The sequence below is a fragment of the Bradyrhizobium sp. USDA 4369 genome, assembly GCF_054056435.1.
Genome location: NZ_JBSRYH010000001.1, coordinates 1,621,420 through 1,633,994, shown reverse-complemented (window position 1 = coordinate 1,633,994; position 12,575 = coordinate 1,621,420). Strand labels below are relative to the sequence as shown.

13 protein-coding genes are annotated in these 12,575 nt (G+C 65.1%); 9 read left to right on the top strand and 4 right to left on the bottom strand.

The annotated features are described in order from the left end of the window. Window positions 1–35: 35 nt before the first annotated feature. Window positions 36–413 (bottom strand): AtpZ/AtpI family protein, encoded by a 378-nt coding sequence (locus ACVIJ6_RS07465; RefSeq protein WP_041750308.1) that lies wholly within the window; start codon window positions 411–413, stop codon window positions 36–38. A gap of 272 nt (window positions 414–685) precedes the next feature. Here ACVIJ6_RS07465 and ACVIJ6_RS07460 point away from each other — a divergent pair, with 272 nt between their 5' ends. The 3 genes from ACVIJ6_RS07460 to ACVIJ6_RS07450 all read left to right on the top strand — a co-directional run bounded on the left by ACVIJ6_RS07460 (window position 686) and on the right by ACVIJ6_RS07450 (window position 2,458). After that, the gene (locus ACVIJ6_RS07460) at window positions 686–1,309 is read left to right on the top strand and encodes a DsbA family protein (RefSeq protein ID WP_456772165.1); all 624 of its coding nucleotides are present in this window, start codon (window positions 686–688) and stop codon (window positions 1,307–1,309) included. Between the two features lie 102 nt (window positions 1,310–1,411). Next, the gene (locus ACVIJ6_RS07455; RefSeq protein ID WP_456772164.1) at window positions 1,412–1,966 is read left to right on the top strand and encodes a hypothetical protein; all 555 of its coding nucleotides are present in this window, start codon (window positions 1,412–1,414) and stop codon (window positions 1,964–1,966) included. 24 nt (window positions 1,967–1,990) lie between these two features. Continuing rightward, entirely contained in the window at window positions 1,991–2,458 is a 468-nt protein-coding gene (locus ACVIJ6_RS07450) for a secondary thiamine-phosphate synthase enzyme YjbQ (protein WP_456772163.1), read from the top strand. 105 nt (window positions 2,459–2,563) lie between these two features. Here ACVIJ6_RS07450 and ACVIJ6_RS07445 read toward each other — a convergent pair whose 3' ends face one another. Next, window positions 2,564–4,189: an MFS transporter gene (locus ACVIJ6_RS07445; protein WP_456772162.1), complete on the bottom strand. Its 1,626-nt coding sequence runs from the start codon at window positions 4,187–4,189 to the stop codon at window positions 2,564–2,566. A gap of 397 nt (window positions 4,190–4,586) precedes the next feature. Between ACVIJ6_RS07445 and ACVIJ6_RS07440 the strand changes: the two genes are divergently transcribed. From ACVIJ6_RS07440 to ACVIJ6_RS07415, 6 genes are all read left to right on the top strand, one after another. After that, window positions 4,587–5,261: a response regulator gene (locus ACVIJ6_RS07440; protein ID WP_456772161.1), complete on the top strand. Its 675-nt coding sequence runs from the start codon at window positions 4,587–4,589 to the stop codon at window positions 5,259–5,261. Window positions 5,262–6,275: 1,014 nt separating this feature from the next. Next, entirely contained in the window at window positions 6,276–6,599 is a 324-nt protein-coding gene (locus ACVIJ6_RS07435; RefSeq protein ID WP_456772160.1) for a PadR family transcriptional regulator, read from the top strand. Beyond that, window positions 6,599–7,171, top strand: a complete 573-nt coding sequence (locus ACVIJ6_RS07430) for a DUF1700 domain-containing protein (RefSeq protein ID WP_456772159.1) — start codon at window positions 6,599–6,601, stop codon at window positions 7,169–7,171. Before ACVIJ6_RS07435 ends, ACVIJ6_RS07430 begins: the two co-directional genes overlap by 1 nt. Before the next feature lie 17 nt (window positions 7,172–7,188). After that, a complete protein-coding gene (locus ACVIJ6_RS07425) occupies window positions 7,189–8,145 on the top strand; it encodes a GIN domain-containing protein (protein WP_456772158.1) in 957 nt (318 codons plus the stop codon). Between the two features lie 39 nt (window positions 8,146–8,184). Further along, the gene (locus tag ACVIJ6_RS07420) at window positions 8,185–9,174 is read left to right on the top strand and encodes an alpha/beta hydrolase family protein (RefSeq protein WP_456772157.1); all 990 of its coding nucleotides are present in this window, start codon (window positions 8,185–8,187) and stop codon (window positions 9,172–9,174) included. 126 nt (window positions 9,175–9,300) lie between these two features. Beyond that, window positions 9,301–11,355, top strand: coding sequence for a DUF3857 domain-containing transglutaminase family protein (locus ACVIJ6_RS07415; RefSeq protein ID WP_456772156.1), 2,055 nt, complete (start codon window positions 9,301–9,303; stop codon window positions 11,353–11,355). 92 nt (window positions 11,356–11,447) lie between these two features. On the opposite strand, the gene ACVIJ6_RS07410 is transcribed toward ACVIJ6_RS07415, so the two are convergent. Continuing rightward, entirely contained in the window at window positions 11,448–11,675 is a 228-nt protein-coding gene (locus ACVIJ6_RS07410; RefSeq protein WP_456772155.1) for a DUF6894 family protein, read from the bottom strand. A gap of 132 nt (window positions 11,676–11,807) precedes the next feature. Next, the gene (locus ACVIJ6_RS07405; protein WP_456772154.1) at window positions 11,808–12,434 is read right to left on the bottom strand and encodes a Crp/Fnr family transcriptional regulator; all 627 of its coding nucleotides are present in this window, start codon (window positions 12,432–12,434) and stop codon (window positions 11,808–11,810) included. Window positions 12,435–12,575: the final 141 nt, after the last annotated feature.

Here is a 12,575-nt window from a genome sequence, read left to right as displayed (position 1 = left end):
GTTTGTCTTCCGCGCTGAGGTCTGCCGCGCATGTCTCATTGGCGGGACCTGTCGGGAGCTATGCCTGCAGATCTCACCACGTTCAACACGCCGGCGGCGAAGCCGAGCAGGAAAAACACGATAAATCCGAAGGGCGATGTCGACAGCAAACGGTCGAAGCCCCAGCCAAGCACCGCGCCGACGAGGACACCGGCAATCAACTCGGAGGACAGTCGCAGTCCACGCGCCATGGCCGAAGCCCGGGCTGCTGTGTCACCGCTGCCGTTTCCAGGTTGATCAGCCCCGATCTTTCGGCCGTCCCGCATTTGGGACAACCGCTGGTCGAGACTTCCGAGCCTTGCGGAAAGCGCAACCTCATCAGGCGACTTGTCGCGATCTCCGGGTCCGCTGCGCTCGTTCGTGCCATCCGACATCTGTGGAGACCCGATCCGTTGCTGCGAGTTTCAGGAAATAGCGCCCCATCGCCCTTTAAAGCCGCGCGGACCATACTGACCGCATCCCCCCAAGTCAAGATTGCGTGTTGATCTGTTAGATGCCTGAATTTGCTCGTTTTCTCGGCTTTTTCGTCAGATCGGTCGCGGGTGTCACCGCGCCGCATCAACAGCGTTCTCGGCGGTTGCGATCTTGCGTCCTCCGGAGCCCTCTGGTCCGATGCCGCTGAACCCGAACCGGGGTGGGACTTCGCATGCCGCGCCACATTGACTATTATTTCTCGCTGCAATCCCCATGGGCCTATATCGGCCACCGCCTGTTCCGCGACATTGCAGCCAGCCATGGCGCTGCCGTGACCCTCAAGCCGGTGATGCTGCTCGATCTGTTCGCTGAGACCGGCGGCCTGCCGCTGGCGCGGCGTCATCCGGCGCGGCAGCGCTACCGTATCGTCGAGCTGAAGCGCTGGCGCGACAAGCGGGGGCTCGATTTTCATCTCCAGCCCAAGAACTGGCCGTTCAACGCCCGGCTCGCGGATGGCGTGGTCATCGCCGCGGTGCAGGCGGGGCTTGATCCGGAGCCCTATCTGCAGCGCGCCTTCCCGGCGATCTGGGAGCAACAGCTCAATCTCGGGGACGCCGAGGTGATCGCGCGCCTGGCCGATGCGGCCGGACTGCCCGGGCGCGAACTCGTCGCCAAGTCTGGCTCGGACGCGGTCGCGGCGGTCTACGAGCAGAATCGCCAGGATGCCATCGCCGCCGACGTGTTCGGCTCGCCCGCTTATGTGCTGGACGGCGAGATCTTCTGGGGCCAGGACCGGCTCGAACTCCTGGCCGACGCGTTGAAATCCGGCCGCTCCGCCTATACGTCCGAGCCATAGGTGCGAGCTGTGGCAGGTGACCGCACGTCGCGCAACGCCATGGCGGCGACACAAAATGAGCGTGCATGGCGGCCATCGCGACCGCATTCTGGAGAGCGAGCCATGAGTCTCACGAAGCCATACCGGCGGCCCCTCATTGCGCTCCTGGCGTTGAGCTGCCTGGGCGGAGAGGCCTGGGCTGCGGAGGAGACCGCGCCCGATGGCGACAAGGGGCGCTACACGATGTCCACGACACCGGACGGCGTGGTCCGGCTCGACACCAGGACCGGTGCGGTCTCGACCTGCAACAACAACGCCGGTTCCGGCTGGGCGTGCTACGCCGTTCCCGACGAGCGTGCCGCGTTGGATGCCGAGATCGGCCGACTTCAGGCAGAGAACGAAAAGCTGAAAGCCCAGCTGGCTTCGCGCGATCAGAGCATCTCCGGCAAGATCGACGAGCCGCTGCCGAAGGACCAGGCGCTGCCAAAGTCCGATCAGCTGAAGAAGGCCGAGCCGAAAGCCGGCGAATCGAAATCGGCCGATGGAACGCGCAAGCTCGAGATCCCGTTGCCCAGCGACCAGGACATGGAACGCATGATGGGCTTTCTGGAGCAGGCTTGGCGCCGGCTGCTCGACATGGCCGCGCGGGTGCAGAAGGACGTCTCGGGCAAGATCTGACACCGCGCCGAGGAGGCTGGACGCATGACCGCACGATCCATCACGCGGACGGCGCCGTCGGCGGTGCCCGTCACCTCGGTCGTGACCTCGACACTGGCCGTGCAGACGCCGGGCCGCGGCTTCAGCGATCTCACGCGCGAGGTCGACACGTTCCTGCGTGACATCTCCGCGAGAGAAGGGGCGGTGACGGTCTTCATCCGGCACACGTCGGCGTCGTTGACGATCCAGGAGAATGCGGACCCGACGGTGCTTCGCGATCTCACCACGGCGCTGGCGCGGCTGGCGCCGGAGGATGCCGGCTGGGTGCATGACACCGAGGGTCCCGACGATATGCCGGCCCATATCAAGACCATGCTGAGCGCTGTCTCGCTCCAGGTGCCGGTGCAGGACGGCCAGATGCTGCTCGGCACCTGGCAGGCGATCTATCTCCTCGAGCATCGCGAGCGTCCGCATCGGCGCGAGGTGGTGCTGCAGTTCATTGGCGCAGTCTGAGGCCAAAACAGAAAACCCATCGGCTGAAATGCGGAACGGCCGCGGAGTGATCCGCGGCCGTTCTTTGCAATAAAGAGGCGAGCGGGGTCGCCGCCCGCATCATGATCAGGTCGACTGGATGTCGACGTCCTTCGTCTCCGGCAGGAACAGGAAGCCGACCACCGCGGTGATGACAGCGAACGCGATCGGGTACCATAGGCCGGCGTAAATATCGCCGGTCGAGGCCACGATTGCGAAAGCGGTCGCCGGCAGCAGGCCGCCGAACCAGCCGTTGCCGATGTGATAGGGCAGCGACATCGAGGTGTAGCGGATCTTGGTCGGGAACAGTTCGACCAGCATCGCGGCGATCGGGCCGTACACCATGGTGACGAAGATCACCAGGATGAACAGCAGGCCGATGATCGCGGCGACCTGCGGACGGAAGATGTCGAACGGATGCGCCATCTTCACGATCCCCGGGTTGCCGGCCTTCGGATAGCCGGCGTCGGCGATCGCAGCCGTCAGGGCCGGATTGCTGGTCTTGGCGTCGGTGTAGGGCACTTCCTTGCCGTTCAAGGTGACCTTCACGCCGGAGCCGGCCGGGCCAGGAACGGTCGAGTACTTGACCGAGGACTGGGCCAGGAAGGCGCGGGCGGTGTCGCAAGGCGCAGTGAAGACGCGGGTGCCGACCGGGTTGAACAGGTCTCCGCAGCCGGCCGGATCGGCCACCACTTCCACCTTCACCGACTCGATCGCCTTCTCCAGAGCCGGGTTGGCGTTGCTGGTGATCATCTTGAAGATCGGGAAGAAGGTGAGCGCCGCGATCAGGCAGCCGCCCATGATGATCGGCTTGCGGCCGATCTTGTCGGAGAGGATGCCGAACACGATGAAGAAGCCGGTGCCGAGCAGCAGCGACCAGGCGATGAGCAGGTTGGCGGTGTAGCCGTCGACCTTCAGGATCGATTGCAGGAAGAACAGCGCGTAGAACTGGCCGGTGTACCAGACGACGCCCTGGCCCATGGTCGCGCCGATCAGCGCGAGCAGCACGATCTTGCCGTTGTTCCAGTTGGCGAACGCTTCCGTCAGCGGCGCCTTCGAGCTCTTGCCCTCTTCCTTCATCTTCTGGAATACGGGCGATTCGTTGAGGCGCAGACGGATCCAGACGGAAACGCCGAGCAGCAGCACGGACACCAGGAACGGCACACGCCAGCCCCATTTGGCGAAGTCGGCCTCGCCAATGATGGTGCGGGTGAACAGGATCACCAGCAGCGACAGGAACAGGCCCATCGTGGCCGTCGTCTGGATGAAGGAGGTGTAGTAGCCGCGCTTGCCCATCGGCGCATGCTCGGCGACATAGGTGGCGGCGCCGCCATACTCACCGCCGAGCGCAAGGCCCTGCAACAGGCGCAGACCGATCAGGATCACCGGCGCGGCGAAGCCGATGGTCTCGGCGTTCGGCAGGATGCCGACGATGAAGGTCGACAGACCCATGATCAGGATCGTGACCAGGAAGGTGTATTTGCGGCCGACGATGTCGCCGATGCGGCCGAACACGATGGCGCCGAACGGGCGGACCAGGAAGCCGGCGGCGAAGGCCAGCAGCGCGAAAATGTCGCGGGTGGCCGGCGGATAGCTGCTGAAGAACTGCGCGCCGATGATCGAGGCGAGAGACCCGTAAAGGTAGAAATCGTACCACTCGAAGACAGTGCCGAGAGAGGACGCCAGAATGACGAAGCGCTCGTCCTTCGTCATGCCTCCCGATCTCGCTTGTGTGGCGACCATTGTTGACATTGGCATTCGCTCCCCAAGATCGTTGTGCTGATGGTTTCGTCCCCGCATGCCGGACTTGGACGGCGCTGGTCGCGGAGACCTTGGCGCTTAAGTAACATTGCAGTGAAACCCGGCCCAATACGACTTTCGGCCCTGGCGGCTGCGGCGCACGGAAACATGGGGACATTGCGGCGGATCAAGTTCGCCTAACGGTCGCCGCGCTACCGATGTTGCGTCGCACAAGGCGCGGATTAACCGCTCTTCCTGCAAGTGGAATTGTATGCTTGCATGCAACCAGTCGCCGGGCGAGTATTTCAAGAAAGCCGGGCGGCGTGCAGCTGAGGCGCGTGGCCGGCGTCGCAAGGTCAAGTCAGAATTCATGGCGGCTGCCTCCACCCACCTCGTCATTGCCGATGATCACCCGCTGTTCCGCAACGCGCTGCGGCAGGCAGTCACGAGCGTGCTCGCGGAGGCCGTGGTCGACGAGGCCGGCTCCTTCGAAGACCTGACCGCGCTGCTGGAGAAGGACTCCGAAGTCGATCTCGTGCTGCTCGACCTGACGATGCCCGGCATTTCCGGCTTTTCCGGGCTCATCTACCTGCGCGCGCAATATCCGGCGATCCCGGTCGTCATCGTCTCGGCCAGCGACGATGGCGCGACAATCCGCCGCTCGCTCGATTTCGGTGCCTCCGGCTTCATCCCGAAGCGGTTCGGCGTCGACACGCTGCGCGACGCCATCATGAAGGTGATGGATGGCGACGTCTGGGTGCCGCCCGACACCGACCTTGCCGCCGGCGCAGATCCGGAGATGACCAGGCTCCGCGACCGCCTGGTGACCCTGACCCCGCAGCAGGTGCGGGTGCTGATGATGCTGTCCCAGGGGCTGCTCAACAAGCAGATCGCCTATGAGCTCGGCGTCTCCGAGGCGACCATCAAAGCGCATGTCTCGGCCATCCTGCAGAAGCTCGGCGTCGAGAGCCGGACGCAGGCGGTGATCGCCGCCGCGAAGATCGCAGGTTCCGCCTGGCGGCAGGACGCGCCGACGGGGAAGTGACAAGCTGACCTTCCTTATGAGCACGCTGCGCATGGCCAATGTGCAGCTTCGGCTTCGGCGCCAAATCCTCTCCATGAGGAGCCGCCGTAACCGGCAGTGTCCTCATGGTCTGTGTGCAGCGCCAGTTGGCGCACGCGGCTCTTCATGAGGACGATCCTCATGGTCAATGTGCAGCACCGGTCTCGGTGCCAAACCCTCATGGTGAGGAGCGTCGCGCCAGTCAGCTCACCATTGGGCAAGCTGCAAGCTCGCGGCGCGTCTCGAACCATGAGGCCATCGTGCGGGCCTCGCCCTTCGAGACGCCCGCCTTCAGCGGGCTCCTCAGGGTGAGGAGCGTCGTCTTCGGTGCACGAGCCACAAGGGCGCAAGAGCCACAAGGCCCGTCCTGAGCTGGAAACCCACGTCATTTGGTAGATCAATCGCGACACACCAACTCAACCTCGCGGCGCACACGGCGTCCGAGCTTTGCCGATCATCGGCCCTCTTGAGGACAGAGGGCGCAGGGAAGGCCGGGCGCTGGCCGCGCCCGTGGCCCGCCTGCAGAAAAAAAGCAGGCGGCAGTCACCACAGGTCTGGCCGAACACGCCCGGCCCTCCCCGCGCGATGGTTTTGACGGCTGCTCCGAGCTCTCCCCGGGGACCGGCGTTCTTGCCCCCGTCATCCGCAACACCGTCGCTGCGAACTTGGCATCAGCACCGGGATGCCAGGACCACACGGCTTGACCGTGCGCGCCGGATCGTTCGTCGGCATGCCGAAGCACGCTGCGACCCGACGCGCCCACCGCATCCCGCGCCCCACGTTCGTGACGATCGCGAAGCGCCCCTCATGGCGGGCACGGGACGACGCAAGGGATAGCATGATTTCCGAAAAAAAGAAATAGAGGTCTGTCTGGTGCGCCGAGGATTTCGATGCGCTGGGCGACCTCGGGAGCTGCGGGCTGTACGTCCCGCGAACATCTGCCCTGTCATAGACAGGTACCTTGCAAAACAAGGTACCTTGCGATACCTTGCTGTCATGACGGAGCAGATGCAGGTCCAGCTCAAGAAGGGGGCGCTCGAATTGTGCGTGCTGGCGCTGTTGGCGCGAGGCGAGAGCTACGCCTACGAGATTGCAAGCTCGCTCTCGGCCGGCGTGGGCATTGGCGAGGGGACGATCTATCCCTTGATGCGTCGCATGCAGGACGACAAGCTGGTCGAGACCCGCCTGGCCGAATCCAATAGCGGCCCGCCGCGCAAATATTATCGGCTCACGCCGGCCGGCCGCGCCGCCTTCACGGCGCAGAAGCGCGAGTGGCGAAGCTTTGCTGATGCCGTCAACACATTGCTGGGAGAACGCTGATGGACCGCGCAGCCTTCCTGGGCCTCCTCAAGGACGGTCTTGCCGGTTTGCCTGCTGCTGACATCGACGAGATCATCGCCGACTACATGTCCTATTTCGATGAAGCTGCCTCCTCCGGGCGCGCCGAGGCGGAGGTGGCGGCGGCGCTGGGCGACCCGCGCCGGCTGGCGCGCGAATTGCGTACCGAAACCGGGCTGCGCCATTGGGAGAAGCACCGCAGCCTGGGCAACTCCGCTGCGGTGCTGCTGGCGCTGGGCGGATTGGCCACCGTCGACATCCTGTTGCTGCTGCCGCTGCTGTTCGCCGTCCTGCTGGTGACCCTGGCGGTCGGCCTCGTCGTCTTCGTGCTCGGAATCGTCGGCCTCGGGCTGCTGCTCAGTCTCTTGAAAATCGGGCACTTCGCCTCGCTCGCCGCGATGGCGCTGCGTGCGGTGGCCGGCATCGGGCTCGTCGCCGGCAGCATCGGCTGCGGCGCGCTGCTGCTGCTGGCGCTCAACACCGCGGTGAAGATGCTCGGCAACTATGCCCGGCTGCACTACCGGCTGCTCAGGCCGGAACATGAGCCTGCTTGATCAGGAAGAGGTGCGCGATGAGTGGACGGCTAGGACAGGTCGCGGGGGTGTCGCTGAGCATCGCAGCGCTATGCGGGATCATCACCGCGCTGGCGTCGGCGCAGGACTGGGCCGACTTCGGTGCTTCGCCTTGGAGGGGCCTCTCCTGGGTCAGAACATCCTGGGCAGGCGCATCGCGCAACTGCGCGGCACTGCCATGGTCGAACAGGACCGGCTCGCGCGAGCGCCGCACGGTCGATCTGGCCTGGTCGGGCGGCGACGCCGTCAGGATCAGCATTCCGGCGCAGGTGCATTTCAAGCCGGGGCCCGCGCCACAGGCCAGCGTGACCGGTGACGCCGACCTCATCGACCATGTCCGCCTGCGGGACGGCCAGCTCGCATGGGACACGGCCGAGTGGGGCAACGCGATCGACTGTCTCCGGGCCGACCATCTCGTCGTCCAACTCTCCGGCCCCCCGGTCACCGCATGGACGGTGGGTGGATCGGCCAGTCTCGACCTGTCAGAGATCCGCCAGGACGTGGTGCGGATCACGGCGCGGGGCAGCGGCACCGTGATGGCCGGCGGCGATGTCCGCGACCTCGCTGTCGAAGCGGCCGGCTCCGGCGCGGTGGACCTCGGTCGTCTGGTCACCCAGACAACCACGGCGAACCTCCACGGCAGCGGCAATCTCAAGCTCGCCGACAGCAAGCAGGATTCGCTGCGCCTCAAGCTGCACGGCAGCGGTGCGGTCACCGGCAGCGGAACGGCGCATGAGCTGTCGCTGGAATCGTCGGGCTCCGGGCGTGCCGATCTCGGCCGGCTGGTCACCGATCGCGCCAGCGCGACGGTTCGCGGCAGCGGCGACGTCGACCTCGCGCCGCGCCAGGATGCCGACATCTCGGTCTCGGGGAGCGCCGTCGTGCGGCTGCACGGCACGGTAGCGCGGATCAACTCGCATGTCTCGGGATCAGGACAGGTCAAGCAGGTGCCGTAGACTCATCGGCACGAGATGCATCAGCCAGGGAGAACGCCGATGTCCGCTGTTATCCGCGCCTGCCAACTGCTCTCGATGCTCTCCGTCTGTCTCGCTGCGACGCTGGCGCAGGCCGCCGGCCTGCGAGCGATCGACATTGCCGCGGATTCCGACGGTCCGGAGATCCATGGCATGGTCTGGTATCCGTGCGCGGAAAAGCCGGCCGAGATCCCCATCGGCGGCGGCTTCACGTTGACGGGTGTGAAGGACTGCCCGCTCGTGGGCGGGCATCTGCCGCTCGTTGTCGCCTCGCATGGGCGCGGCGGTTCGCTGCTTGGCAATCGTGATACGGCCGAGGCGCTTGCCGACCACGGCTTTGTGGTCGCGGCGATCAATCACCCTGGCGATACCGCGCGGGATCGGAGCCGATCCGGCGATCTCTCGGTGTTCGTCGAGCGGCCCACCGACATCAAGCGGCTGATCGACTTCATGATCGGCGCGTCATCCTTCGCGGCCAACATCGATCGCGACCGGATCGGCTTCTTCGGCTTTTCACGCGGCGGTTATACCGGGCTCGTGCTGCTCGGTGCCGATCCTGATTGGGCGGGAGCGGCGTCCGATTATTGTCAGCCAATCCAGAGGCTGTTCTGTCAGGAGATCCTGGACAAGCGAACGCCCGCGCAACCGCTGGCGCATGATCCGCGGATCAAAGCCGCCGTGCTCGCCGACCCCTTGGCGATCTTCTTCTCGCCCGCGAGCTTCGCCCCGATCAAGACGCCGGTTCAGCTCTGGGCCTCGAGCCGCGGCGGCGACGGCGTGCTGCCCAGCCATGTCGCTTTCGTCGACGCAAACCTTCCGGCCGGGCACGACTATCGCGTGGTGCCGAACTCCGGCCACTTCGCGTTCTTCCTGTGTCCGCCGGCGCTGCTCCAGGGGCAGTCCGAGCTCTGCGTCGATGCACCGGGGTTCGACCGCGCCGCCTTCCACGCCGCGTTCAACGCCGAGGTGCTCGCGTTCTTCCAGACATGGCTTGTCCGCACGGCGGAGTGAGATGCGCGGCTGACGAGTCCGCAGCGATGAGCGAATGATCGTTCGGGGCCTTCGCCCACGGCCTTCGCTTGAACGTTTTCGTCAACGATTGTACCTCAAGCGGGTGCGTTTTGGGGGCGTGTTGTCGTGAACGATATCGGGGAGAGCGGTCGCGGCGGGTCGACGACGGTCAGCGGCGATGAGGTTCGCTATGCACCCGTGCCGGCGTGGGTCGACCTCGCCGCCTACGCGACGGAGCCGTCGCCCGATCAAGAGTCGGCCATCGCCAATGGCGTTTGCCGGCTGTTGTCCGACATGCAGGTCGACCTCACCGGTCCCGAACTCTGCTGGAGCTACCGGACCGCGCAGCGGATCCTGACCAAGGAGGGCGCCGAGCGGGCGTCCCACATCGTCATCGAGTTCGATCCCGGCTACCAGAGGCTCGAGGTCCATGCGGTGCGCATCCGGCGCGGCGATCAGTATGTCGATCATGCACGGCCCGGTTGCTTCCAGGTCTTTCGGCGCGAGCGGGACATTGAGCGCCTGATGCTCAACGGACGTCTCACCGCCTCCTTCCTGGTGCCGGACGTCAGGGCGAACGACGTCCTGGAGTTCAGCTGCTCGCTCTATGGCGAGACGCCGATCCTCAAGGGCAAATACCAATCATGGGTCGCCTTCGACGGCGCCAATCCGAGCTTCGACTATCGTCATCGGCTGCTGAAGCGGCGTGATCGCGCCATCGCCAGCAGGGAGTTCAACGATCCGCCGCCTGCAACGATCAGCGTGACCGGCGAGATCGAGGAGATTTGTCGGCGTCTGCGCGGCCAGAGGAAGCGCGGCCCGAGCGCACCGTTGACGCCGTCCTGGGTGATCGAGGACCCCGCCTTTCAGCTCAGCGAGTTCGAGGAATGGAGCGATGTCGCGGCCCTGATGGTGGCGGCCTATGACAGCGCCGAGATTCCTCTGACGCTGGCCGACGAGATCGACCGGATCGGTGCGGCCCATCCCGATCCGGCGCAACGCGCGGCCGAGTGGCTGCGCTTCGTGCAGCGCGAATTGCGCTATTTCTTTCTTGCGTTGGGAGAGGGCGGCCTGGTGCCGCGCGACCTCGATGCGATCTGGGCCGGTCGGTTCGGCGACTGCAAGGACAAAGCGCGCCTCTATGTGGCTGGCGCGCGGCGCCTCGGCCTGGAGGCTTGCGCGGCCCTGGTCTCCACGACGCATGGCCGTACGCTCGACCGGGTGCTGCCGAGCCCGGCCGTGTTCGATCACTGCATCGTTCGTGTCCGGCTCGACGGCAAGAGCTACTGGCTCGATCCGACGCTGCCGCTGCAAGGCGGCGGCCTCGATCAGATCGAGCTGCCGCATCTCGGATGGGCCCTGCCGCTGGCCGCAGACGCCTCGCAGTTGGAAAAGCTGCCCGAGCAAAACGTCAGGCATATCGTCCATTGCCACGATGATTGGCGCATCGGTCCCTCGCGCCAATCCCCGGCTTCACTGCATCGCAGCCTCGAGTTTTCGGCCTGGGGCGCCGACCACATCAGAAACCTGATTGCGAATGAGGGCGAGGCCGGCTTCTCGCAAGCCTTGCTGCGTCAGTTGCAGGCGAGCTGGCCGGCGGCGGCCGAGTCCGAGGCGATCGCGATCCAGGATGATCAGGTGCAGAACAAGATCATCGTGGATGCCCGATATACGATCAGTGACTGCTGGCGAGCATCCGACAAGCCCGACAAGATTCAATTGCAGTTCATCGAATCCAATATCAGCTCGGACTTGTCGGGCGCCGGCCTCGCCGCCCGCGAGCACGATATCTATGTCGGACGTCCCCGCCGGCTCTCCTGGCTGCTTCACGTCGAACTGCCCCGCGCTTGGCCGCGAACGAAAGCTGACGAAACCCATGCCTTGCCCGGGCTGCAACTGATCAGCCGGTACGGCGTGGACGGCCGTCATGTCGACAGCTTCAAGGAGCTGACCGTCGAGACGTGGACGCTGCCGCGGGCCAAGGCCGAGGATTATGATCTGGTCGTGAAATGTGCGCAGCAGAACATTCTCTCGATCCAGGCCTCTGCCAAGCACGACAAGGTCCGTGCGCCCGGCTTCCGGTCCAACCTGAACCTGAATATCTCGGTGTACTTCGCATTTCTGGTTCTCTGGTTCGCCTACAACGTGCTCCGGACCTTGTTGACGTCCGGCAGGCATTGAGCCGACGCGCACACGCGGTGATCCGGACGGCGGGTCACCGCGTTCGGCGGCCGACCGCGTTGCGCATGGTGGCGATGCCCTGGCCGCCAACCCTACCGCAGATCCCTCATCTTCAAGTGCACGACGATCTCGAACAAGGGGCCGTCGTCGTCCCGCACCGTCACCTTGATCGCCGATCCGTTGGCGACGAAGAGGTCCTCGGCGATGGTGGTCGCAGCCCTCAGCGCCTCGCGGCGGGCGGCGGCTGGGTCGGGGAATTCTGCGCCGTCATCGTCATTCGCAGCGTAGAAATCGTCCCGAATGTCGAAGAAGTAGCGCATCAGAGAGCCTGATCCAGATGGAGATACAGGGGGGCGAAATCGGCGGCGTGGCGCAGGCCTTCGAGGTCGAAAATCGTGATCGTGCCGCGCTCGATCTCCAACAGCCCCTTCGTGCGAAGCTCCTGTAGAACTCTATTCAGATGGACCGTGCTTGTTCCTATGGCTTCTCAGATGGACCGTGCTTGTTCCTATGGCTTCGGCGAGAACGACCTGGGTCGCCGGGAACTTGAAGGACAATCCGGTCACCCGTCCGATCGCCGCGAGCCGCTCATAGACCTCGATGACCAGATGGGCGAGCCGGCCCGCAGCCTCGCGTTGCCCGACATTGCAGATCCATTCCCGGAACAGCGCGGCGTCGATCAGAGTGTCCCGCCAGAGCGCTTCGGCCAAGTCCGGATTGTTCCTGACCACTGCGCGCAGTGGATCGTGCGGAATGAAGCCCAGCCTGCAATCGCCCAGCGTCATGACCTCATGGTCGAGCACGTGAAGGTAGAGGCTCTGCAGATCGGGGATGTCGCCCGGCTGATGAAATGCGAGAATCTGCCGGCTGCCCTCGCCGACGATCTTCGAACGTTGCACGAAGCCGTCGACGATGAGACAGCAGACCGAAGGCCGGCCGCCGGTCGCGACGATCGTCTGCCCGCTCTGCATCCGTCTGATCGTGATCGGAAGCCGCCGGATGCTCCGCTCGATCTCCGGCGAAATGTCGGACGTCAACCGCAGGCGCTTGAGCAAAGGTTCAAATGGATCAATCGTCATGGTTCGCTCCCAGCCGAAAAACGGCTGACGAGCCGGCAAGGTTCCAACTGCGATGGGGGCGGTCACGCGTCACCACTGCGTCCTGGCTGTATGGTCAGCCTTGACGAGGTCGCCGACACGCCGCGACCGCGGGCAAGAGGC